The organism is Variovorax sp. OAS795, assembly GCF_040546685.1.
Lineage (GTDB): Bacteria > Pseudomonadota > Gammaproteobacteria > Burkholderiales > Burkholderiaceae_C > Variovorax.
In genome coordinates this window covers 978,229-1,000,999 of the sequence record NZ_JBEPOH010000001.1, presented here as the reverse complement: position 1 = coordinate 1,000,999, position 22,771 = coordinate 978,229, and the positions used below count along the sequence as shown (strand labels likewise).

The window sequence follows — 22,771 nt, the reverse complement described above, 5'->3', positions numbered from 1 at the left end:
GCGCTTCCGATATATGCTCCGCGCACAGGCCGCTGGTCCTGCTTCGATGCCCGCCGACACACCCCTACCCTCCGCCACTGCCGGCATGCCTCTCCCGCGAGAACCGCGAGACCTGCGCTATGGCCCCGTCGCCATGGCGCTGCACTGGCTGCTCGCGGCCATGATCGTCGGCTCGCTCGGCGTCGGCCTCTACATGACGGGGCTGCCGCTCTCGCCCGCGCGCATCAAGCTCTACAACTGGCACAAGTGGGCCGGGGTGACGATCCTGCTGCTGTCGGCCCTGCGGCTCCTGTGGCGGCTGCGCCATGCGCCGCCACCCTTGCCGTCGGCCGCGGCGATGCCGCGCTGGCAGCGCACCGGCTACCGCGCGAGCCACGCGCTGATGTACCTGCTGTTCCTCGCGGTGCCGCTGTTCGGGTGGGCCTACAGTTCGGCGCTGGGTTTTCCGGTCGTGTGGTTCGGCGTGCTGCCGCTGCCCGACCTGATGCCGGTCGACAAGGAACTGGCCGAGGCCGTGCTGAAGCCGCTGCACAAGGGCAGCGCGTTCACGCTGGCCGCCGTGGCGCTGCTGCATGTGGCGGCGGTGCTCAAGCACCACTGGATCGACCGCGACGGCATCCTCCAACGCATGTGGCCCGCGCCACGCAAGGAACCCCTCCGATGAACCGCGTCCTTCGCTTGTTCCTTGCGGCCGCGGCGTCCGTCGCCCTCGCACCCGCGGGCGCCGAGCCGGCAAGCCCGACGCGCCTCGTGGCCGACAAGAGCCAGATCGCGTTCGTCAGCAAGCAGATGGGCGTGCCGGTGGAAGGCACCTTCAAGAAGTTCGATGCGCAGGTGGCCTTCGACCCGCGCAAGCCCGAGGGCGGCACCGTCGCGCTGCAGATCGACACCGCGAGCGCATCGCTCGGCGTGCCGATGAGCGATGCCGAGTTGCCCAAGGGCCCCTGGTTCGACGCCGCGCATTTCCCGCAGGCCGTCTTCCAGTCGAGTGCCATCAAGGCGCTGGGCGACGGCCGGTTCGAGATGGCGGGCAAGCTCACCATCAAGAACATCTCGCGCCAGGTCACGGTGCCGGTCACCATCGCGCCGGCCGGCAGCCACGCGGTGGCCACCGGAAGCTTTACGATCCAGCGGCTCGACTACAAGGTCGGCGACGGCGAATGGACCGACACCTCGGTGGTCGGCAACGACGTGCAGGTCCGATTCAAGTTCACGCTCGCGGGCTTCGGCCCGCTTTGAGCCGCGGTTTCTCCCTCTCTCCCATCCTGTTCTCACGAGCACACCCTTGCCATGAAGAAGCTCTTCCTCGCCGCCGCGCTGTCCGCAGCGGCCGTTGCCACGCCCGCCCTCGCGCAGGAATACACGGCGCCGGCGGTGGCCGCCAAGCCCGCGGGCGGTCCGGCCAAGAACGCCAGCTACGTGATCGACCCGACCCACACCTTCGTGATGTACGAGATGGGGCACTACGGCACCACCACCAACCGCGGGCGCTTCAGCACCAAGGACGGCACGGTGCAGATCGACGGCAGCGGCAGCAGCGGCAAGGTCGACATCACGATGGACATCAGCTCCATCAACACCGGCGTCGACCTGCTCAACCGCCACGTGCAAAGCAAGGACTTCTTCAACGTGGCCGAGTTTCCGACCGGCCGCTTCGTGGCGGACCGCATCGAGTTCAACGGCGACAAGGTGGTCGACGTGCCGGGCACGCTCACGCTGATGGGGCAGACCAGGCCGGTCACGCTCAAGGCCGTGCGCTTCAACTGCTACCTGAATCCGCTGATCAACCGCCAGGTCTGCGGCGGCGACTTCGAGACCACGGTGCAGCGCAGCGACTGGGGCATCACCTGGGGCCTGAACTTCGGCTTCGAGAACAAGGTGAAGCTGCTGGTGCAGGTCGAAGCGGTCAACGTGCAGCAATAGGAACCGTCGAGCACCGCGCTACAGCAGGCTCTCCGGCGTCAGCGGCGCAAGCAGTTCGAGCATGGCGCGGCCCCAGAAATCGGAGTCGGGCTCCTCGTTCAGCACGGTGGTCTTGCCGGCCTCCTCGCTGATCCACTCGATGCGCGACGCGTCGCCTTCCGCGGCAAAGCGCAGCCGGTAGGCGCCCTGCTGCTTCAGCACGTCGATGAGCTTGAGCGCCTGCTGCGCCATCTCGGGGCTGCGGATGAAAAGCCCGATCTCGGTGTTGTGCGTCTCGGAGCGCGGATCGAAATTCATCGAACCGACGAACAGCACCTGTCGGTCGATCACGGCCGACTTGGCATGCAGCCGTCCGACCGAGGTGCCGAAGAGCCCCAGCCGCACGCTGCGCCGCGTGCGCGTGGTGCTGAGCTCGTACAGGTCGGCGCCCAGCTTCAGCATGTCGGGCCGGTAGCGGCGGTAGGCGGTGTGCACCAGCGGCTCGTCGGTGGCGGCGAGCGAATTGGTGACCACGCTGATCTTCACGTTGCGCCGGCGGATCTCGCGCATCACCTCCAGGCCGGCCTCGCCCGGGATCAGGTAGGGCGAGACGATGGTCACCTCGGAGCGCGCGCGGCGCATCTGCTCGACCACGTTGTAGCGCACGCTGTCGACGGCCAGCAGCGGCACGCCGCCGTACGAGGCGGTCTTGCCGATCACGCGGTCGGGCGAATCGGCGTAGGCCTCGGCCAGCGCCCAGATCAGCCCGAGCTTGCCGGCGGCCAGGTCCTCGGCCACCGGGCTGTAGCCGAGCAGGTCGTTGGGCGCGGGCGGCGGCGGCGGCGGCGTGGTGTCGGGGCCGGTGGCGGTTTCGAAGCGCGCTTGCAGCGCTTCGCGCGAGAGGCCCGTGGCCACCACCGACTGCACCGGCCGCACGTAGGCGCTGTTCCAGTACTGGTCGAACAGGGCGCCCAGGCGCGTCACCAGCGCGCCTGTCACGAAGGTGTCGAGGTCGATGAAGTTCTCGCCCGCCGTGCGCCTGAAGTACTGGTTGCCGATGTTCCGGCCACCCGCGACCGCCATGGCGCCATCGGCGATGAAGAGCTTGTTGTGCATGCGCCGGTTCACGCGGCTGAAATCGAAAAGCGAGGCCGTGAAGCGCTTGAGGATGCTGCCGCGCCCGGCCGGGAACGGGTTGAAGAGGCGCAGCTCGACGTTCGGCGTGGCGGCAAGCCCGAGCAGCAGCTCGTCCTCGCCCGAGGTGTACAGGTCGTCCATCAGGAGCCGCACGCGCACCCCGCGCGCGGCCGCGTCGCGCAGGGTGCGCAGCAGGTAGCGGCCGGTCTCGTCGTTCTCGATCTGGTAGTACTGCACGTCGAGCGTGCGCTGCGCGCGGCGTGCCAGCTGGATGCGCGTGTCGAAGGCGAAGTCGCCGCCCGGCATCAGCCGGAAGCCGCTGAGGTCCGGATCGGGCAGCGAAGCCAGCGCGATCTTGCCGAGCGCGGTGTCGGCCGACACGGCCATGGCGCGGGTGGGCGGGCGCGGGGCTTCGTCGGGCAGGGTGGCGCAGCCGCCGATCGAGAGCGCCGCCCCGATGGCGAAGAGCCAATGCCCACAGCGCAACAGCAGGCGGCGGCAGGCCATCGGCGGCTTTCTACAGCGCCTTGCGGAGGTTGGCGGGCGCGATGCGCAGCGCCTCGCGGTACTTGGCCACGGTGCGGCGTGCGCACTCGATGCCCTGCTCTTTCAGCATCTCGGAGATCTGGCTGTCCGACAGCGGCTTCTTGATGCTCTCGGAGCTCACGAACTGCTTGATCAGCGCGCGCACCGCGGTGCTCGAGGCGTTTCCGCCGGTCTCGGTGCCGAGCGCCGAGCCGAAGAAGTACTTGAGCTCGACGGTGCCGAAGGGCGTGGCCATGTACTTGGCGGTGGTCACGCGCGAGATGGTCGACTCGTGCAGGCCGAGCTCGTCGGCGATCTCGCGCAGCACCAGCGGGCGCATCGCAAGCTCGCCGTGCACGAAGTAGCTCTTCTGCCGCTCGACGATGGCGTTGGAGACGCGCAGGATGGTGTCGAAGCGCTGCTGGATGTTCTTGATGAACCAGCGCGCCTCCTGCAGCCGCTGCGACAGCGCCTGGCTGCCCTCGCCCTTGTGCGACTTGAGCGCGCCGGCGTAGATGTCGTGCACGCGCAGCCGCGGCATCACCTCGGGGTTGAGCATGACGCGGAACTTGACGTTGGTGCCGCGGCCGATCTTGGTGACGATCACGTCGGGGACCACGATGTTGCGCTCGACGTCGACGAAGCGGCGGCCCGGCTTGGGTTCGAGCCGCGAGATGACCTGCAGCGCCGAGCGCACCAGCTCTTCGTTGGTGCGCGTGAGCGTGGCCAGGCGCTTGAAGTCGCGCCGCGCGAGCAGTTCCATCGGCTGCTTGCAGATGGCGATGGCGGTCTTGCGGACCAGGGCCTCTTCGTCGGTTTCGTCTTCCCGGGCGAGGCCGCGCAGCTGGATGCCCAGGCATTCACCCAGGTCGCGCGCGCCGACGCCGGCGGGCTCCAGGCTCTGCAGCAGGCCGAGCGCCACCTGGAAGTGGTGTACCAGTTCGTCGAACTGGTCGTTGTCGTCGCCCGCGAGGCCCGAGGCCAGCGCGGGCAGCGAATCCTCCAGATAGCCATCGTCGTTGAGCGACTCGATCAGGAAGCGCAGCGCGGCGCAGTCGTTCTCGTTGAGGCGCAGGCTCAGCGCCTGCCGGTGCAAAAAGGATTGCAGCGACTCCTGGCTGCGCGCGAGCTCGGTGGCATCGGCGCGCTCGTCGTCGCCCAGGTTGTTCTGGCGCGCGGGCGCGTCGCCGCCCCATTCGCTGTCGTCCGGCGCCATGTCGATGGTGCCGTCGCCTTCCCAGTCGGGCTCGCGCTCGGCGGCATCGGCGGCGGGAACCTCGCTCTCGGCCGGTGCGGCGGTTTCGGTGGACGTGGTGGTTGCGCTGCTGGCCGGGGGCGCGACGAAGTCGCTCTCGCCGGCTTCGCCCGCATCATCGCGCGGCACCGGGGTGTCGATGGCATCGAGCCCGAATTCCTCGCGCGCCGCTTCTTCCGCGGTGCGTTCGAGGAACGGGTTCTCGTCGAGCATCTGCTCGACCTCCTGGCTCAGTTCGAGCGTGGAGAGCTGCAGCAGACGGATCGACTGCTGCAGCTGGGGCGTGAGCGCCAGATGCTGCGAGACGCGAAGGGACAACCCTTGCTTCATGGAGACCGACTCCTCCCTTACATCCGGAAGTGCTCGCCGAGGTACACCCTGCGTACTTCGGCGTTGTCGACGATCTCCGAGGGCGTGCCTTGTGCCAGCACATGCCCGTCGCTGATGATGAAGGCGTGATCGCAGATGCCCAGCGTCTCACGCACGTTGTGGTCGGTGATGAGCACGCCGATGCCGCGCTCCTTCAGGAAGCTGATGATCCGCTGGATCTCGATCACCGCGATCGGGTCGATGCCGGCAAAGGGCTCGTCCAGCAGGATGAAGCGCGGCTGCGTGGCCAGCGCGCGGGCGATCTCGACCCGGCGCCGTTCGCCGCCCGAGAGCGCGAGCGCGGGCGAATCGCGAAGGTGGTCCACCCGCAGGTCGGCCAGGAGCCCGGAGAGCCGCTCCTCGATGCGCTGTCTGGAAAGGGGCGCGGGCTTGCCGTTGCCGTCGGGCTCGCGTTGCAGCTCGAGCACGGCGCGCACGTTTTCCTCCACCGTGAGCTTGCGGAAGATCGAGGCTTCCTGCGGCAGGTAGCTCAGGCCCATGCGGGCGCGGCGGTGGATCGGCATGTGGGCGATGGGTTCGCCGTCGATGGTGATCTCGCCGGCATCGGCCCGCACCAGGCCCACGATCATGTAGAACGACGTCGTCTTGCCGGCGCCGTTGGGGCCGAGCAGTCCCACGACCTCGCCTTTCTGCACATCGAGCGAGACGTCCTTGACGACCTTGCGGCTGCCGTAGCTTTTTTGCAGGCCGCGCACCACCAGGCGGCTGCCCGGCGTGCCATCGGCGTTCTGGCTTCCAGCGGTTTCGATCACTTGCGCCCTTCCCCTTCGCTGCCGCCGAGCGTGGTGCTCGGGCGCAGGCCCGCACCGGGTGCGGGCTGGGGCGCGGGCGGGGCGGCCCGCTGGCCGGGCGCCGCCGGGGCGCCGGGCGCGGCCGCCGTGGCGCTCTTGGGCGTGAGGATGGTGCGCACGCGCCCGCCGCCGGCCGGCGCATTCACCGCCGTGTTCGGCGGCACGGTGGAACCGTTGACCGTGTAGGTGTCGTTGCTCTGGTCGTAGACGATCAGCGCGCCGCTGCTTTCGTCGTTCGGCGTGGCGCCGAGCAGGCGCCGCATGACCGCATTGCGGATGAACTTGACGTTGTCGGCGCGGCTGTCGTATTCGATGACTTCCGACTCGCCCTCGATCCACTCGTCGGGCGCGTTGCGCTTCTGCTTGTAGTAGGCGCGCTTGCCGGGCGCTGCCGTGACCACGCCGTACTGGTAGCCCTCGGCGTCCTGGCGCACGTCGATGCGCGCGCCCCGGATGATGATCGTGCCCTTCGTGACCAGCACGTTCCCGGTGAACACGCTGGTCTGCTTGAGGTCGTCATAGCGCATCGCATCCGATTCGATGTTCATCGGCTTGGTGCGGTCGGCGGTCTCGGCCAGCGCGCCGGAGGCAGCGCCGGCCAGCAACAGCAGGCCGATGTTCAGCCGGGCCAGGCGGCCGATGCGACGCAGGAGAGAGGGGGTGTGGGTGTAGGAGTGCAATGTCATAGAGGCACGAAACTTGCTGTGCATTGTATGCGGCAGATGGCGCGAGCCCCGCCCGCACCAACGAAAAAGCCCGCCGAAAGCGGGCTTGACATCCGGTCCGGAAGCGCCGCGGAACCGGCGCTGCCGGCCCCGCGTGTCGGCCCCTGAAAAAGGGGGTCAGCCCTTCTTGGCTTCGCCGATCAGGTAGTTGGTGACCTGGAGCGCCTTGGTCATGTTGCCGGCCAGTTCGCCATCCACATACCAGCGGCCGGCCACGGCCAGCGCCGGAACGCCCGCGACCTTGTAGGCCTCGGTCAACTGGGAGGCGCGCTTGGCCTTGCTGGCCACGCCGAAGGACGAGAAAACATCCTTGAACTTGGCGCCGTCCAGTCCGTTGGCACCGGCCCACGCGAGGATGTTGGCCTCGCCGTTCACGTTCTGGCGCTGCTTGTGGATCGCGTCGAACACCTTGGGCTGGAATTCGTCGACCTTGCCGAGCGCCTCGAGCGCGTAGTAGAGGCGCTGCTTGGCCTCGACGTCGTTGCCCACGAAAGGCACGGGCACGCGGCGGAACGCGACTTCCTTTGGCGCTGTCTTGAGCCAGGCTTCGAGCTGCGGCTCGAAATCGTTGCAGTGCGGGCAGTTGTACGAGAAGAACTCGACCACCTCGATCTTGCCGGCCGGCGCATCGACCGGCACGCGCTTGTCGAGCACGAGGTACTCGGTACCGGCCTTGGGCACGCGCGCCTGGGCGTGCGCGGTGTTGCCAGCCAGGGAAAGCAGCCCGAGCGAGGTGGCGGCCAGCGAAAAGTCACGACGTTTCATTGAAAGAGTTCTCCTGTGGGTACGGCAGTACTGAGCCTGCGCGCCGCGCGGAGTTCCCGCTTGCGGCTGGCCAGGCCCATCCTGGGGGCGGCGGCCCTTGCCGCGCGCCGAAGCTTAAAGAATATTCGTGACGGCCGCTCGCGCAGGCCTTGGCCTGCCGAGCGGCGGTGTCAGCGCTGCACGCGCACGAGCGCCGATTCGAGGCCGCCGCTGTCGAGCCGCTCCTTGAGGCGGTCGGCGTCGTCCTTCTTGTTGAACGGACCCGCGCGCACCCGGTAGACGGTGCGGCCGGCCTGCTCGCGCTCGGTGACCCGCGCCTCGACACCCATCAGCGACAGCTTGGCGCGCTGGGCTTCGGCGTCCTCGGTGGTACGGAAGGCGCCAGCCTGCACGAAATACATGAACGGATCGGCGCCCGGCGCCGCGGCGTTGCTGTTGCTGCCGGGCGCCGCCGCGGCCGTGGTGGTGCTGCCGCTGTTGCCGCCGGCACGCGCGCGGGCGAGGTCGCCGAGCGGATCGTTCGAAGGCGGCAGCGGCTTGGCCTCGGCCGGCACCGGGGCCGGCCGCGTGGGCTTGGCGGGTGCCACGACCACCGGCACCGGCGGTGCGGGCGGCGCAGCGCCCGGCGCCACGGCCGTATTGTCGCCACCGGCGGGCGCCACCGGGCCCGTGGCGGCCGGCTTGGGCGCCCCGGCCTTGCCCGCGAGCGGTGCATTGGGGTCCCAGTCGCGGTTCTTGCGGGCTTCGGCCTCGTCCTGCTCGGCACCGCCGCGCTGGGTCTTGGTCACGAAAGGAATCGGCACCTTGGTCACGTAGACCGCGATGCCGAGCGCGACACCCAACCCCAGCACCAGGCCGATGATGAGCCCGATGACGATGTTGCCGCGTTGTCTGGTTGTCTTCTTCATGGTGGTTTCACATCTTGCTCGGCGCACTGACGCCGAGAATCGCGAGGCCATTGTGCAGCACCTGCGCGGTGGCGGCGACGAGCGCCAGCCGCGCCAGCTTGACCGGCTCTTCATCGACCAGGATGCGCTCGGCATCGTAGTAGCTGTGGTAGCTGGCCGCGAGCTCGCGCAGGTAGAAAGTCACATCGTGCGGCGCGAAATCCTTCGCCGCGGCGGTGAGCATGGCGGGGTACTTGGCCAGCAGCAGCATGAGCGCCTGCGCGGCCGGGCTTTCGAGCGGCGACAGGTCGACGTTCTTCAGCGTGGCGGCCTCTCCGCCCCACCCGGCCAGCACCGAGCAGATGCGCGCATGGGCGTACTGCACGTAGTACACCGGGTTGTCGTTGTTCTTCGCCACGGCCAGGTCGACATCGAAGGTGTATTCGGTGTCGGGCTTGCGGCTCAGGAGGAAGAAGCGCACGGCGTCGGTGCTGGTCCACTCGATCAGGTCGCGCAGGGTGACGTAGCTGCCCGCGCGCTTGCTGATCTTGACCTCTTCGCCGCCCTTCATCACGCGCACCATGGTGTGCAGCACGTAGTCGGGGTAGCCCGCGGGAATGCCGACGCCCGCGGCCTGAAGGCCGGCGCGCACGCGCGCGATGGTGCCGTGGTGGTCGGTGCCCTGGATGTTGACCACCTTGTGGAAGCCGCGCTCCCACTTGGCGATGTGATAGGCGACGTCGGGCACGAAGTACGTGTACGTACCGTCCTGCTTCTTCATCACCCGGTCCTTGTCGTCGCCGTAGTCGGTCGACCTGAGCCACAGCGCGCCGTCCTGCTCGTAGGTCTTGCCGGCGGCCACGAGCTTCTGCACCGCCGCCTCGACGCGGCCGCTGGTGTAGAGGCTGGACTCGAGGTAGTAGTTGTCGAACCGGACGCGGAAGGCCTGCAGGTCGAGGTCCTGTTCGCGGCGCAGGTAGGCCACGGCGAACTCGCGGATCGAATCGAGGTCGTCGATGTCGCCGCTGGCGGTGTATTCGCGGTCGTCCGACCTGACGGTCTTGCGCGCCTTGAAGTCCTCGGCGATGTCGGCGATGTAGTCGCCGTTGTAGGCCGGCGCCTTTTCGCCGCTCGGCCATTCGGGGTCGCCGGGCTTGAAGCCGCGGGCGCGCAGCTGCGTGCTGTTGGCCAGCGTCTGGATCTGCACGCCGGCATCGTTGTAGTAGAACTCGCGCCACACGGTGTCGCCCTGCGAGGCGCGCAGGTTGCAGATGGCGTCGCCAAGCGCAGCCTGGCGGCCGTGGCCGACGTGCAGCGGACCGGTCGGGTTGGCCGAGACGAACTCGACCAGCACCTTCTCGCCCGTGGCAGGCTGCCGGCCGAAGCTGCCGGCCGCGTCGAGCACCTCGCGCACGATCTGCTGCTTGGCAGAGGTCTTGAGTCGGATGTTGAGGAAACCGGGACCGGCGATCTCGATGGCTTCGACCCATTGGCCGAAAACCGGGGTGGCGAGCAGCGCGGCGCTGAGCGCCTCGGCCAGTTCGCGCGGCTTGCGCCCGAGCGGCTTGGCGAGTTGCATGGCGGCCGTGCTGGCGAAGTCGCCATGGGCAGCCACCTTGGGCGACTCGAACGCGGCTTTGGAGCCGGCGCCGGGCGAGAGGGATTCGAGCGTGTTCGCGAGCGCCGCGAGCAGCTCCTGTTTGACCAATAGCATCTGCGGATTTTACCGGGGGCAAACCCGGTCGGCCGCGGCGATGGTCATCCGGCCGCCGAGGTCGGCCGTTAGGAGGGGCAGCCCCGGGGCGGGGCACTGCCACAAACCAACCCTGCAAGGACATATCACCATGAAGAAGCTCCTTTCCCTCGTCGCCCTGGGCGCCTGTCTCTCGTTCGGCGCCGCCCAGGCGCAAGACAAGGCCCCCGCGCCCGCGGTCGCCCCGGCTGCGACGCCCGCCACCCCCGCTACGCCCGCCATGCCGGCCGCCAAGGCTCCGGCAACGCCCGCCACGCCTGCGACCCCGGCCATGCCGGCGGCCAAGGCCCCCACCGCCCAGCAAAGCAAGATGACCACCTGCAACCAGGAGGCCGGCGACAAGAAGGGCGACGAACGCAAGGCCTTCATGAAGAGCTGCCTGAGCGCCAAGCCCGTCGTGGCCGCCAAGCAGACCCAGCAGCAGAAGATGAAGACCTGCAATGCCGACCAGAAGGCCAAGACCCTGAAGGGCGATGCCCGCAAGGCCTTCATGAAGGAATGCCTGAGCGCTTGAGCGCTCCCTGAACGAGCCCCGCACGCGCATGGCGCCGGCGGGGCTTTTTCTTGGGCGCTGCGCGCTACTTGAGCGCGCCCAGCAGGTTGTTGAAGTCGTCGGTCCAGGGCCGTGCATCCGCGCCGGTGGCCACGGGCGAGGCCGCACCGCGCAGCGGACCGCGTGACAGCACCGCCGCATCGCGCGCCACCAGCACCCAGTCGGTCGGGTTGAGCCACTTCGAGGCTTCCGCGTCGTCGCTGACGAGCATCGCGTGCAGGCCTTTCAGTTCGGCAATGCGCGCCACCACGGGGGCCAGCTCGAGGTAGCGGTTGGTCACGTGAAAGGCCACGATGCCGTCGGGCCTGATGTGCCGCAGGTACACGTCCATGGCCTCGGCCGTGAGCAGGTGGACCGGGACCGCGTCGCCCGAGAAAGCGTCGACGGCGAGCAGGTCGAAGCCCTGCGGCGGTTCGCGCTCCAGCGCCAGCCGCGCGTCGCCCAGCACGCGCTCGATGCGCGCGGGGCTGTCGCGCAGGAAGGTGAACTCGCTGTCCGCCAGCTCGAACACCTGCGGATTGATCTCGTAGATGCGGTAGGTGTCGCCGCTGCGGCCATAGGTCGCGAGCGTGCCGGCGCCCAGGCCGACCAGCCCCACTCGGCGCGGCTCGGCCGGCGCCGCGGCCAAGGCCCGGCCGATGCCCGACGTCGCGCCGTAGTAGGTCGTGGGCTCGCGCCGGCGCAACGGGTCCAGGAACTGCTCGCCATGCTTGATCGACCCATGGGACAGCAGGCGCACGTTGTCCGCGGGGTCGGTGCGGCGCACGTCGAAGGTGATCAGCGCGCCGTAGAAATTGCGCAGCAGCTGGCGTGCGTCCGAGCGGTCGCCATTGATCTGCACGACCAGGAAGAAGGCGCAGCAAGCCGCCAGCGCCACGCTGCACGCCCGCAGCCAGGTGCGCCGGTACAGCACGGCCGCCGCGGCGAGCGCCGACAGCGTCAGGCCGATGCCCAGCTCGTAGTACGCCGGCAGCACATGCGGTGCCACCAGCCCGACCAGGGCGCCGCCCGTGGCCCCGCCGAGCGACATCATCAGGTAGAAGCGCGTGAGAAAGCGCGGTGCCGGCCGCAGGCTGGCCGTTTCTCCATGCAGGAACATGCACAGCACGAACAGGCCGCCGACATAGATCGGCAGCCCCGTGCGCACGTCGGAGCCGATGTGATGCTGCAGGCCGAAGGCGCACAGCACCAGCACGCCCGCCGCCAGCGGCAGGAAGATGCCGCGCCGGTACCAGCGGTCGCTCTCGAAGCACAGCACGAAGGTGAAGAGGTACAGCGAGAGCGGCAGTATCCAGAGAAACGGAACCGCGGCGACGTTCTGGGTGATGTGGTTGGTCACCGCCAGCAGCAGCCATGAGGCCAGGGCCGGCAGCACGAGCCAGAGCAGGCCGTCGGTCCAGGACGGGGGCTTGCCCGTATCGGCAGCCGCGGTCGGCAACGGCGCGGCCCCTGGCCAGCGGCGTGCCACCAGCAAGGTCGTGCCGGCGCAAAGCAGCACGAACAAGCCGTAGCCCCACGACCATCCCCAGGCCTGCTGCCAGAGCGAGCTGCGTGGCTCGATCAGCACCGGATAGCACAGCAGCGACAGCAGCGACGCGAGGTTCGACAGCGAGAAGTAGCGGTAGACCTGCGTACTCCACGGCGTTCGCGCCACCCACGACTGCACCAGCGGACCGGTGGTCGAAAGCAGGAAGTACGGCAGGCCGATGGTTGCGAACAGCAGGCCCAGGATCAGCCAGGTCGGGTCTTCGGCGCCGCCGGGCTTCCAGGCCGCGCGCACCACGATCGGAAGAAGCGCCAGGCTCGCGAGCAGCAGCCCCACGTGCAGCGCGGCCTGCACCCTCACGCGCAGGTGGCGCGTGACCCAGTCCGAGTACGCATAGCCCGCGAGCAGCACGGCCTGGAAGAACACCATGCAGATCGACCACACGGCGGCCGAGCCGCCGAACCACGGCAGGATCTGCTTGGCGATCAGCGGCTGCACCAGGAACAGCAGGAACGCGCTGCTGAAGATGGTGCCGGCAAACAGGAGCTGGATGCCGGCGCGTTCCATGCGGACCTACTTGCCGAAGCCCCGTGCGAGGAACACGGCCACCAGCGGAATCAGCGCGATCAGGTGCGCCTGCACCATCACCAGCTTGCGCGTCTTCCTGATGTCGTCCTCGGCCGGCAGCGTGCCGTTGGCGCGCAGCGCCTTGCGCCAGCGGAAGTAGGTCAGGGTCGGGAAGATCGAGAGCACGCCGACGACGATGAACAGCCCGAGCTTCACGTGCAGCAGCGGATTGGTCCAGTACCAGGCCGTGCCCTTCACGCCCCACACGGTGCGTGCGATGCCGGTGGCCAGCACCGCCACGGCCGCCATGCCGTAGACCATGTCGACCTTGGCGAGCCGCTCGACCACGGCGGCATTGAGCCATTGCACGCGGCACAGCGCCGCTTCGCTGGAGATGAAAACGACCATCGTGAGGATGGCGAGCAAATGCAGGTAGGCAAGGATGGCTTCGAGCGTCATCGTCGGCTTTCTCTCTCTTCAATGGGGTTGCAACTGCCTGCGCATTGTGCCGCCGCCCGAGCGCTTCAACCCCGTCCGCCCCAGAATTCGGGGCGTCCGTAGTGCGCCTTGAGGAAATCCAGCCACAGTCGCACGCGCAGCGGCAGGTGCTTGGTGCCGGTGAAGACCGCATAGATGCCATTGGGCGGCGCCGCGAACTCGTCGAGCAGCGGCACCAGCAGGCCGGCATCGATCTCGGCCTCCACCTCCCAGGTGCTGCGCCACGCAATGCCGTGGCCCGCCAGGCACCAGTCGTGCAGCACCTGGCCGTCGGAACAGTCGAGCGGGCCTTCGGGCCGCAGGTAGATCAGCTCCTCGCCACCGTCTTCCGTCGGCACGCCCGCGCCCGCCAGGGTGCGTTCCTGGCCCCGCCCCTGAGCGGTCCGCGGAACGCGGAACGCCCAGCCGCGCGTTTGCGAGGCATCGCTCGAGAGCGTGAGGCAGGCGAAGCGCGCGAGCTCGCCCGGGTGCCGCGGCATGCCGAAGCGGCGCACGAACTCCGGCGTGGCGACACAGCGGCGGCGGTTGTCGGCCAGCCGCACGCTCACCAGCGACGAATCGGGCATGTCGCCCACGCGCACCGCGCAGTCGAAGCTCTCGCCGCGCACGTCGACCACGCGGTCGCTGAGGTTGAGCGAGATCGTCACCTCGGGGTGCAGCGCATGGAAGCGCGGCACCAGCGGCGCGACGTGGCGGCGGCCGAAGCCGGCTGGCGCCGTCACGCGCAGGTGGCCGCTGGCCTTGACGCCGCCGGCGCTCACGCTGGCCTCGGCATTGGCGAACTCGGTCAGGAGACGCTGGCAGTCTTCCAGGAACGCGCTGCCTTCGTGCGTGAGCGTGATGCGCCGCGTGGTGCGCACCAGCAGCTTCACGCCCAGCCGCGCCTCCAGCGCATCGAGCCGCCGCCCCATGATCGCGGGCGCCACGCCCTCGGCCTTCGCCGCGGCCGTGAGACCGCCGCGGGTCGCCACCGAGACGAAGGATTCGAGTTGCTTCAGGCGGTCCATGGCGCCCGAACTATATCGCCCGCGTTCAGGAAGCCATGCCGGTCCGGCGCGCCTCGAAGGCGGCGATCTCCTCGTCGCTGTAGCCCACCTCGCGCAGCAGCGCGCCCGTGTGCTCGCCGATGCGCGGCGGCTGCAGGCGGATGCCGGGGCGCTCGCCGCCGATCGTGAACGGCATCAGCGGCACCTTCGCCATGTGGCCGTCGTTCATGCGCACGGGCGCGAGACCGCTGGTGGCGTTGAGGTGCGGATCGCCGAACAGGTCCTGGGGCCGGGTGATGGGCGCGAAGGGCAGCTCGTTCTGCTCGAACACGGCGCTGAGCTCGGCCGCGCTGTGGCCCGCCAGGTGCGAGCGCAGGATCGGCATCATCCAGTCGCGCGCCAGCACGCGGTCGTTGTTGCTTTGCAGGCGCGGGTCGGCCAGCATCTCTTCGAGGCCGAAGGCCCTGCAGAAGATGGCCCACTGCTTGTCGCTCACCACGGCAAGAAACACCTGCTCGCCGTCCTTCACGGTGAACACGTCGTACACGGCCCAGGCCGAGATGCGGCTGGGCATGGGGTCGGCTGCCTTCCCCGTGGCGGCGAACTGCATCATGTGCTGCGCCACCAGGAACACGTTGTTCTCGAACAGCGCCGATTGCACCTCGCAGCCCTTGCCGGTGAGCTCGCGCTGGCGCAGCGCAGCCATCGCGCCGATGGCGCCGAACATGCCGCCCATGATGTCGTTCACGCTGGTGCCCGCGCGCAGCGGGTCGCCGGCGCGGCCGGTCATGTAGGCGAGGCCGCCCATCATCTGCACCACCTCGTCGAGCGCGGTGCGGTGGTCGTAGGGCCCGGGCAAAAAGCCCTTGTGGCTCACGTAGATGAGGCGCGGATGGCGCTCTCGCAGCGCCTCGTAGTCGAGCCCCAGCTTCTTCATGGTGCCGGGCTTGAAGTTCTCGCTCACGATGTCGGCGGTGGCGACGAGCCGCAGCGCGGCCTCCACGCCTTCGGGCGTCTTGAGGTCGAGCGCGATGCTCTTCTTGTTGCGGTTGAAGGTGGGGAAGAAGCCCGAGCCCGAGCCGAGGAGGCGGCGCGTGCTGTCGCCCTCGATCGGCTCGACCTTGATCACCTCGGCGCCCAGGTCCGCCAGCAGCAGGCCGCAGGTCGGGCCCATGACCATGTGGGTGAACTCGACGACGCGGATGCCGGCATAGGGAAGTGGAGGGGTTTCAGCCATGTGCGTTGGTTTCCTTTGGGACGAAGCCCTTGGGCAGGCCGGCTTCGGGGGTCATGCCGTAGACCGGTTCGCCGGGCAGGCCCGCCATGAGCGGCGCGCGCGCCGCGATGAGCTTTTCGATGTCGATGCCGGTGCGAACGCCCATGGCCTCGAACATGAAGACGAGGTCCTCGGTCACGGCATTGCCCGAGGCGCCGGGTGCATAGGGACAGCCGCCGAGCCCGCCGAGCGATGCGTCGAAGGTGCGCACGCCCTCGTCCCAGGCGGCCAGGCAGTTGGCAATGCCAAGGCCGCGCGTGTTGTGCATGTGGGCCGCGCCCGCGTGCCGGCCGAGCTCTGCGCGCAGCCGCCTGAAGAGCCGGCGCACCTGCGCGGGGTTGGCATAGCCCACCGTGTCCGAGAGGCCCACCTCCTCGGCGCCGGCCTCCACGCACTGCACCGCGAGGCGGATCACGTCGTCTTCCGGCACCCGCCCCTGCAGCGTGCAGCCGAAGGCGGTGGACAGGCCGGCTTCGAGCTTCACCTGCGGCGCGATGGCGCGACGCAGTTCGGAGATGGCGCGCACCTCCTCCACCATCTCGGCCGGGGTCTTGCGCACATTGGCGATCGAGTGCGCCACGCTGGCCGACACCGGCATGGTGAGCTTGTGCACGCCGGCGGCAAGCGCGGCCTCCGCGCCCTTGCGGTTGGGCACCAGCGCCATCACCGCGAGTCCCGGCAGCGTGACCGCATGGCGCACCACCTCGGCCGCGTCCGCCATCTGCGGCAGCAGCCGGGCCGGCACGAACGAGGCGACCTCGATCTCGCGCAGGCCGGCGGCGTGGAGCGCGTCGATCCAGCGCAGCTTGTGGGCCGTGGGCATGGTGGCCTTGACCGACTGGAGGCCGTCGCGCGGACCGACCTCGCTGATGAGGACATCGGGAGAAGTCATCGGGTGTTCCTTGGTGCGACCGGACTTAGATCGCTTGACAGTTCTATCTTACGGAACTAAATTCCGTCAAACAGAATTACACCTCTGATCGACTTTCACTGTCAAGCGACCCGCCATGCCCCGCAAAGCCCAGACCGAATCGCTGGCCGATCGCCATGCCGCCCCCGGCGGCGCCGCGGCGGTCGACCGCGCGCTGAGCCTGCTCTCGGCCTTTGGTCCCGGCGACGAGGCGCTGTCGCTCGCGCAGTTTGCCGAGCGCACGCAGCTCTACAAGAGCACGGTGCTGCGCCTTCTCGCGTCGCTCGAACACGCGCGGCTGGTGCGCCGGCAGGACGACGGGCGCTATGCACTGGGTGCCGAGATCGCACGGCTGCACGGCCTGTATGCCGCGTCGGCCTCGCTCGACCGCATCGTGCTGCCGGTGCTGCGCGCGCTCGCCACCGCCACGGGCGAAAGCGCCGCGTACCACGTGCGGCAGGACCAGGGCGCAGGCTGGGTGCGGCTGTGCCAGTTCCGCGTCGATTCGTCGCACGTGGTGCGCGACCACGTGCGCGCGGGCGACCTGCTGCCCAGCGACCGCGGCGCGGGGGCGCGCGTGCTGATCGCCTTCGGCCCCGAGGCCGGGCGGCCGCGCGGTTCGACCGAGCGCAAGCTCTACGACACCATCCGCGCGCAGGGCTATTGCGCCCTGGTCGGCGACCGCACGGCCGAGCTGGCGGGCATTTCGGCCCCGGTGTTCCATGCCGACGGCCGGCTGGCCGCGGCACTCACGCTGACCATGCCCACGCACCGCTACGACGAAGCACATATAGAACCGGTGCGTGCCGCGGCGCGCGAACTCAGCGCGATGATCTGACACCGGAATGCAGGCAGACGCTCGCCATTACCTTCATTTTTGTCACTGATAAATCCCGGTTTCGGCTCTTACTCACCGACAAAGTATCGAATAAAGTCAAGCCATGGACCATCCCGGGGCAGTTCTCTTCGACGCGTACGGCACTTTGTTCGACGTGTACAGCGTCGCGGAGACGGCCGAGCGGCTGTTCGCCGGCCAGGGACAGGCGCTGGCCGCGGGCTGGCGCGACAAGCAGATCGAATACACCCGTCTCGTGACCACCAGCGACGACGGCGCGCACTACCAGCCCTTTGGCGAACTCACGCGTGCCGCGCTGCGCTACACCTGCAAGCGGCTCGGGCTCGGCTTGACCGAAGCCGCCGAACAGCAGCTGATGGGCCAGTACCGCACGCTCACGGCTTTTCCTGAATGCCGCGAAGTGCTCCAGGCGCTCAAGCGCCGCGGCGTCGTCACCGGCATCCTCTCGAACGGCGACCCCGGCATGCTCGACGCCGCCGTGCAAAGCGCCGGCCTCGAGGGCCTGCTCGACCACGTGCTGAGCGTCGACGGCATCCGCAAGTACAAGACACACCCCGAGGCCTACCGGCTCGGCCTCACGGCTACGGGCCTCGCGCCCGCGCAGATCGCCTTCGTGAGCTGCAACGGCTGGGACGCGCTCGGCGCCACCTGGTACGGATTCCGCACGCTCTGGGTCAACCGCTACCAGCTTCCCTTCGAAGAACTCGGCACATCGCCCGAGCGCACCGGCACCAGCCTGCGCGATGTGCTCGGGTTCTTCTGACAGACACCGCCGCCCCTCTCATCCAGCATCCGCATTGCATCGTTTTCCAGGAGATAGACACATGACCGCCCGCACCACCACCCACGGACTCCAGGTTGCGACCGAGCTCCACCGCTTCATCGAGGACCAGGTCCTGCCTGCCAGCGGCGTGGCGAGCGACGTGTTCTGGAAGGGCTTCGACGCCATCGTGCACGACCTGGCACCCAAGAACATCGCGCTCCTGGCCGAGCGCGACCGCCTGCAGGCCGAGATCGACGCCTGGCACAAGAAGAACCCCGGCCCGATCGGCGACATGCCGGCCTACCGCGCGTTCCTCGAGAAGATCGGCTACCTGCTGCCGCAGCCCAAGGGCGCAAAGGCCACCACCGCCAACGTCGATTCCGAACTCGCCTTGCAGGCCGGTCCGCAGCTGGTGGTGCCCATCCTCAACGCCCGCTACGCGCTCAACGCGGCCAATGCGCGCTGGGGCTCGCTGTACGACGCACTCTACGGCACCGACGCCATTCCCGAAACCGATGGCGCCGAAAAGGGCAAGGGCTACAACCCCGTGCGCGGCGCCAAGGTGATCGAGTTCGCGCGCAACGTGCTCGACCAGGCCGCACCGCTGGCCAACGGCTCGCACAAGATGGCGACCGGCTACAGCGTGAAGGACGGCCAGCTGCACATCGCGCTGCAAAGCAGCAGCACCACGCTGCGCGATCCTTCGGCCTTCGTCGGCTACCAGGGCGATGCGGCGTCGCCCTCGTCGGTTCTGCTCAAGCACAACGGCATCCACCTGGACATCCGCATCGACCGCGCAACGCCCATCGGCAAGAACGATGCGGCCGGCGTGAGCGACGTGGTGCTCGAGTCCGCACTTTCGACCATTCTCGACCTCGAGGACTCGGTGGCCGTGGTCGATGCGGCCGACAAGGTCCTCGCCTATGCGAACTGGCTCGGCATCGTGCAGGGCACGCTCACCGAAGAAGTCGCCAAGGGCGGCAAGACCTTCACGCGCGGCCTCAATCCCGACCGCGAATACACCGGCCCCAACGGCCAGCCCGTGAAGCTGCACGGCCGCTCGCTGATGTTCCTGCGCAACGTGGGCCACCTGATGACCAACCCCGCCGTGCTGTACGCGGGCGGCAAGGAAATCCCCGAAGGCATCCTCGATGCCGTGGTCACCACCACCATCGCGATGATCGACCTGAAGCGCAAGGGCAACTCGCGCACCGGCAGCATCTACATCGTCAAGCCCAAGATGCACGGCCCGTCCGAAGTGGCCTTTGCTAGCGAGCTGTTCGGCCGCGTCGAGCAGCTGCTCGGCCTTGCCGCCAACACCGTGAAGCTCGGCATCATGGACGAGGAGCGCCGCACCAGCGTGAACCTCAAGGCCTGCATTGCCGAGGCCGCCGCGCGCGTGGCCTTCATCAACACCGGCTTCCTCGACCGCACCGGCGACGAGATGCACACCGCCATGCACGGCGGCCCGATGATCCGCAAGGGCGACATGAAGTCCAGCGCATGGATCGGCGCCTACGAAAAGAACAACGTGCTGGTCGGCCTCTCGTGCGGCCTGCGCGGCAAGGCGCAGATCGGCAAGGGCATGTGGGCCATGCCCGACCTCATGGCCGCCATGCTCGAACAGAAGATCGGCCACCCCAAGGCCGGTGCCAACACCGCCTGGGTGCCCTCGCCCACCGCCGCCACGCTGCATGCGCTGCACTACCACCAGGTGAACGTGACGGCCGTGCAGCAGGAGCTCGAGAAGACCGACGCCGACGCGGAGCGCGACAACATCCTCAATGCGCTGCTGCAGGTGCCGATCGCGCCCGAAGCCAAGTGGACCGACGCCGAGAAGCAGCAGGAGATCGACAACAACGTGCAGGGCATCCTCGGCTACGTGGTGCGCTGGATCGACCAGGGCGTGGGCTGCTCCAAGGTGCCCGACATCCACAACGTGGGCCTGATGGAAGACCGCGCCACGCTGCGCATCTCGAGCCAGCACATCGCCAACTGGCTGCTGCACGGCGTCGTGACCAGGGCGCAGGTGGACGAGACCTTCCAGCGCATGGCCAAGGTGGTCGACGAGCAGAACGCGGGCGACCCGGTGTACCAGCCGATGGCCGGCCACTTCGACACCTCGGCCGCCTACAAGGCCGCGCAGGACCTCGTGTTCAAGGGCATCGAGCAGCCGAGCGGCTACACCGAGCCGCTGCTGCATGCATGGCGCCTGAAGGTCAAGGGCCAGGCCTGACCGGCAGCCCCGGCACCCCGCCGCGCGGGCCCGTCTCGGCGGCCGCGATGCTCGTGGCGCTGGCCTCGGCCTTCGCCCTGAGCCAGGCCTTCCGCACGGTGGGCGCCATGATGGCCACGCCGCTCGGCGGCCAGTTCGGCCTCACGCCGCAGCAGCTCGGCACCTGGGCCGGCACCTTCCATTTCATGTTCGGCATCATGCAGCTCGCGATGGGCGTGTCGATCGACCTCTTCGGCGTGCGCCGCACGGTGCTGGCCGCCTTTCCGCTCGCCATCGCGGGTGCCGCGCTGTGCGCCGCGGCGCCGAGCTTCGGCGCGCTGCTGCTGGGCCAGGCGCTGATCGGCGTCGGCTGCGCGCCGGCCTTCCTTGCATGCACCGTGTTCATCGCGCGGCATTTCGATGCATCCCGCTTCACTGCGATGTCGGGACTGGTGATGAGCCTCGCGGGCCTGGGCATCCTCTTCACGGGCACGCCGCTGGCGCTGCTGATCGAGGCCGCGTCGTGGCGCGCGGGCTACGCGGTGCTGGCTGGCTTTGCGGTGCTCTCGTGGCTCGTCATCTTCTGGCGCGTGCGCGAACCGGCGCGCACGGCTGAGCCCACAGGCCCCGAGGTTGCGCCGGCCGAACGCCAGTCGCTGCGCAAGGCGGTTCGCGAACTGCTGCCGCTGTTCGCGATGCCTCACACGCTGGGGCTGCTGTGCTTCGCCTGCGTGTCGTATGCGGCCTTCATCACGCTGCGCGGGCTGTGGCTCGGACCGGTGCTGCACGAGCGCCACGGCCTCTCGCTCGTGGCCAGCGGCAACGTGGCGCTGGTGATGACCCTCACCGGCATGATCAGCCCCGCGCTGTTCGGCCGCCTGGACCCCGGCGCCGCGCGGCGCGCGCGCTGGATGATGGCGTGTGCGGCCATCGGCGCGCTGATGTTCGGCGCGATGGCGCTCACGCATTCGCGCGCGGTGGACATCGGCCTTCCGATCGTCTACGGCCTTCTCTCCGGCTACGGCGTGCTGCAGTACGCGTATGCCAGGAGCGCCTACCCGGCAGCCATGACGGGGCGTGCCATGGCGCTGCTCAACATGGCGATGTTCCTCGGCGTCTCGCTGATGCAATGGACGACTGGCGTGGCCGCGTCGTGGGCCGTGGCGAACGGCGTCGAGACCTACCGCGTCGTGTTCCTCACGATCGCCGGCATGCTGGCCGCCGGAACGCTCGCGTTCCTGGCGCTTCCGCGCGCGTCGGAGGCGGGCTCGCCGCGCGGCGTCGACCACCGCTAGCCATCGCCGAGCCGCGCGCGCACTTCGCGGCGGCTCAGCTGGCGCTTGGCCACCGCATGGACGAAGGCCCGCGCATAGGTCACCGGGCGGTTCGACATCCCTGGCATGACGTGGCATGCACCGCTGCGCGTCACGAGGCAGCCGCGCATCACGTCGAAACGCTTGTCCTGCCTCGCGCTGTCGCCCTGGGGTTCGGGAAAGGGCGCCAGCCGCACCTCGAACCAGCAGCCATCGATCCGGTGCCACTCGGTGAACGCATCGATCACGAGGCGATCGGCCACCGCCTGCCTGCGCTTCGCGGCCTCCTGCTGCCGGCCTTGGCGCCGCAGCCGGTTGGGCAGCAGGATGCCGGTGGCCGGATGCACGAACAGCTCGACATGCGCGGCATCGCGCAAGGGCACGCGCTCGCCGCCGCTCCTCCACCACGATTTGCGCACCCACACTTCGCCGTCCCGCAGCACCGCCTCGCGTTCGACGAAATCGTCGATGTGCTCGAAGATGTGCGCCTGCACCGTGCTGCGGCGATCGATGCCGCTGCACAGTTCCGCATACACCTTGTCCCACGGCCGGTGCACCTGCTTGTGCAGCCAGCGCCTGAGCGGCGCGAGGTTCTCGTTGAGCCCCTTGCGATAGCGGTAGCCCTGCGTCATGCCCAGGTGCGAACCACGCTCCCTGCTGTTGCGCCACTGGCGGCCGTCGCCTTGCACGCCGCCGCCGCGGCGGGGCCGCTCGACGATGACCTTGTCCATGTCTTCACGCATCGCCGCTTCTCCCCTGCAGGCTGCGCGCGGCCTTCTGCAGCGCCACCTTCTGCGCGCGCCGCTCGGCGCGATGGGTGCGCAGATGGCGGCCCGCGCCCTGGCTGGATTGGCGGCGTGCCATGGCGGCCACCACGGGATTGCGCGGCGCCGCATCCGGCACCGAAAAATAAAACCGGCCCAGACGCCTTGTCGTCGTCGCGGGCCTTTCGCTGAGCACTCATGTGCGCACACTCCACAAACAAAAAGGCCCCGGCGAATGGCTGCGCGGGGCCTTTGTCGAGAGGCCTCGGGCGGATGCATGGATGCACATCCGGCCGGGGCGGTCGGTGTGCGGGTCAGGTGTTCAGGAAACGGTTCATGGGTTGGTGTTGCCGCCCGGGAGGTCGATCGTCGCCGGGCGCGGATGAAAAACAGTTGCCGAAAAAGAAGGGCGGATTCTGGCGAGCACGCGCCGGGTGCGCAAGCGCCGCGTGAA

The 22,771-nt window shown here is 68.9% G+C and carries 22 protein-coding genes; 8 read left to right on the top strand and 14 right to left on the bottom strand.

What is annotated here, in order from left to right:
- Positions 1-85 precede the first annotated feature (85 nt).
- From ABID97_RS04800 to ABID97_RS04790, 3 genes are read left to right on the top strand one after another with little or no spacing between them, the layout of a single operon-like run.
- Positions 86-664, top strand: a complete 579-nt coding sequence (locus tag ABID97_RS04800; RefSeq protein ID WP_354397407.1) for a cytochrome b — start codon at positions 86-88, stop codon at positions 662-664.
- Entirely contained in the window at positions 661-1,239 is a 579-nt protein-coding gene (locus ABID97_RS04795) for a YceI family protein (RefSeq protein WP_354397406.1), read from the top strand. The genes ABID97_RS04800 and ABID97_RS04795 overlap by 4 nt, the downstream gene beginning before the upstream one ends.
- Positions 1,240-1,290: 51 nt before the next feature.
- Entirely contained in the window at positions 1,291-1,923 is a 633-nt protein-coding gene (locus ABID97_RS04790; protein ID WP_354397405.1) for a YceI family protein, read from the top strand.
- An 18-nt stretch (positions 1,924-1,941) separates the two neighbouring features.
- Here ABID97_RS04790 and ABID97_RS04785 read toward each other — a convergent pair whose 3' ends face one another.
- From ABID97_RS04785 to argS, 7 genes are all read right to left on the bottom strand, one after another.
- A complete protein-coding gene (locus tag ABID97_RS04785; RefSeq protein WP_354397404.1) occupies positions 1,942-3,546 on the bottom strand; it encodes a phospholipase D family protein in 1,605 nt (534 codons plus the stop codon).
- A gap of 10 nt (positions 3,547-3,556) precedes the next feature.
- Complete coding sequence (rpoN, locus tag ABID97_RS04780; protein ID WP_354397403.1) at positions 3,557-5,149, bottom strand: RNA polymerase factor sigma-54; 1,593 nt, start codon at positions 5,147-5,149, stop codon at positions 3,557-3,559.
- Positions 5,150-5,166: 17 nt separating this feature from the next.
- Positions 5,167-5,961 carry an LPS export ABC transporter ATP-binding protein gene (lptB, locus tag ABID97_RS04775; RefSeq protein WP_354397402.1) on the bottom strand — a complete coding sequence of 265 codons (795 nt, stop codon included), beginning with the start codon at positions 5,959-5,961 and terminating at the stop codon, positions 5,167-5,169.
- Entirely contained in the window at positions 5,958-6,686 is a 729-nt protein-coding gene (lptA, locus tag ABID97_RS04770; protein WP_354397401.1) for a lipopolysaccharide transport periplasmic protein LptA, read from the bottom strand. Before lptA ends, lptB begins: the two co-directional genes overlap by 4 nt.
- A 156-nt stretch (positions 6,687-6,842) precedes the next feature.
- Complete coding sequence (locus tag ABID97_RS04765; protein ID WP_354397400.1) at positions 6,843-7,490, bottom strand: thiol:disulfide interchange protein DsbA/DsbL; 648 nt, start codon at positions 7,488-7,490, stop codon at positions 6,843-6,845.
- Positions 7,491-7,660: 170 nt separating this feature from the next.
- Entirely contained in the window at positions 7,661-8,398 is a 738-nt protein-coding gene (locus ABID97_RS04760; protein ID WP_354397399.1) for an SPOR domain-containing protein, read from the bottom strand.
- A 7-nt stretch (positions 8,399-8,405) separates the two neighbouring features.
- Positions 8,406-10,091 carry an arginine--tRNA ligase gene (argS, locus tag ABID97_RS04755; RefSeq protein ID WP_354397398.1) on the bottom strand — a complete coding sequence of 562 codons (1,686 nt, stop codon included), beginning with the start codon at positions 10,089-10,091 and terminating at the stop codon, positions 8,406-8,408.
- Between the two features lie 130 nt (positions 10,092-10,221).
- Between argS and ABID97_RS04750 the strand changes: the two genes are divergently transcribed.
- Complete coding sequence (locus ABID97_RS04750) at positions 10,222-10,644, top strand: PsiF family protein (protein ID WP_354397397.1); 423 nt, start codon at positions 10,222-10,224, stop codon at positions 10,642-10,644.
- A 64-nt stretch (positions 10,645-10,708) separates the two neighbouring features.
- Here the strand turns inward: ABID97_RS04750 and ABID97_RS04745 are convergent, their stop codons facing one another.
- The 5 genes from ABID97_RS04745 to ABID97_RS04725 form a co-directional block, all read right to left on the bottom strand.
- Positions 10,709-12,736 carry a fused MFS/spermidine synthase gene (locus tag ABID97_RS04745; protein WP_354397396.1) on the bottom strand — a complete coding sequence of 676 codons (2,028 nt, stop codon included), beginning with the start codon at positions 12,734-12,736 and terminating at the stop codon, positions 10,709-10,711.
- A gap of 6 nt (positions 12,737-12,742) precedes the next feature.
- Positions 12,743-13,195: a DUF2214 family protein gene (locus tag ABID97_RS04740; RefSeq protein WP_354397395.1), complete on the bottom strand. Its 453-nt coding sequence runs from the start codon at positions 13,193-13,195 to the stop codon at positions 12,743-12,745.
- A gap of 65 nt (positions 13,196-13,260) precedes the next feature.
- Complete coding sequence (locus ABID97_RS04735; protein ID WP_354397394.1) at positions 13,261-14,241, bottom strand: LysR family transcriptional regulator; 981 nt, start codon at positions 14,239-14,241, stop codon at positions 13,261-13,263.
- A 25-nt stretch (positions 14,242-14,266) separates the two neighbouring features.
- Positions 14,267-15,457: a CaiB/BaiF CoA transferase family protein gene (locus ABID97_RS04730; RefSeq protein WP_354397393.1), complete on the bottom strand. Its 1,191-nt coding sequence runs from the start codon at positions 15,455-15,457 to the stop codon at positions 14,267-14,269.
- Positions 15,450-16,388: a hydroxymethylglutaryl-CoA lyase gene (locus ABID97_RS04725; protein ID WP_354397392.1), complete on the bottom strand. Its 939-nt coding sequence runs from the start codon at positions 16,386-16,388 to the stop codon at positions 15,450-15,452. Before ABID97_RS04725 ends, ABID97_RS04730 begins: the two co-directional genes overlap by 8 nt.
- 115 nt (positions 16,389-16,503) lie before the next feature.
- Here ABID97_RS04725 and ABID97_RS04720 point away from each other — a divergent pair, with 115 nt between their 5' ends.
- From ABID97_RS04720 to ABID97_RS04705, 4 genes are all read left to right on the top strand, one after another.
- Positions 16,504-17,244 carry an IclR family transcriptional regulator gene (locus ABID97_RS04720; RefSeq protein WP_354397391.1) on the top strand — a complete coding sequence of 247 codons (741 nt, stop codon included), beginning with the start codon at positions 16,504-16,506 and terminating at the stop codon, positions 17,242-17,244.
- Between the two features lie 103 nt (positions 17,245-17,347).
- On the top strand, positions 17,348-18,025 hold the full coding sequence (locus ABID97_RS04715) for a haloacid dehalogenase type II (RefSeq protein ID WP_354397390.1): 678 nt from the start codon (positions 17,348-17,350) through the stop codon (positions 18,023-18,025).
- Positions 18,026-18,086: 61 nt separating this feature from the next.
- The gene (locus ABID97_RS04710; protein ID WP_354397389.1) at positions 18,087-20,261 is read left to right on the top strand and encodes a malate synthase G; all 2,175 of its coding nucleotides are present in this window, start codon (positions 18,087-18,089) and stop codon (positions 20,259-20,261) included.
- Positions 20,231-21,535, top strand: coding sequence for an MFS transporter (locus tag ABID97_RS04705; protein WP_503012748.1), 1,305 nt, complete (start codon positions 20,231-20,233; stop codon positions 21,533-21,535). The genes ABID97_RS04710 and ABID97_RS04705 overlap by 31 nt, the downstream gene beginning before the upstream one ends.
- On the opposite strand, the gene ABID97_RS04700 is transcribed toward ABID97_RS04705, so the two are convergent.
- Together ABID97_RS04700 and ABID97_RS04695 are read right to left on the bottom strand one after the other, a co-directional pair.
- Positions 21,532-22,296, bottom strand: coding sequence for a hypothetical protein (locus tag ABID97_RS04700; protein WP_354397388.1), 765 nt, complete (start codon positions 22,294-22,296; stop codon positions 21,532-21,534). The two genes, ABID97_RS04705 and ABID97_RS04700, sit on opposite strands and share 4 nt — an antisense overlap.
- Positions 22,289-22,417: a hypothetical protein gene (locus tag ABID97_RS04695; RefSeq protein ID WP_354397387.1), complete on the bottom strand. Its 129-nt coding sequence runs from the start codon at positions 22,415-22,417 to the stop codon at positions 22,289-22,291. Before ABID97_RS04695 ends, ABID97_RS04700 begins: the two co-directional genes overlap by 8 nt.
- Between the last annotated feature and the right edge of the window lie 354 nt (positions 22,418-22,771).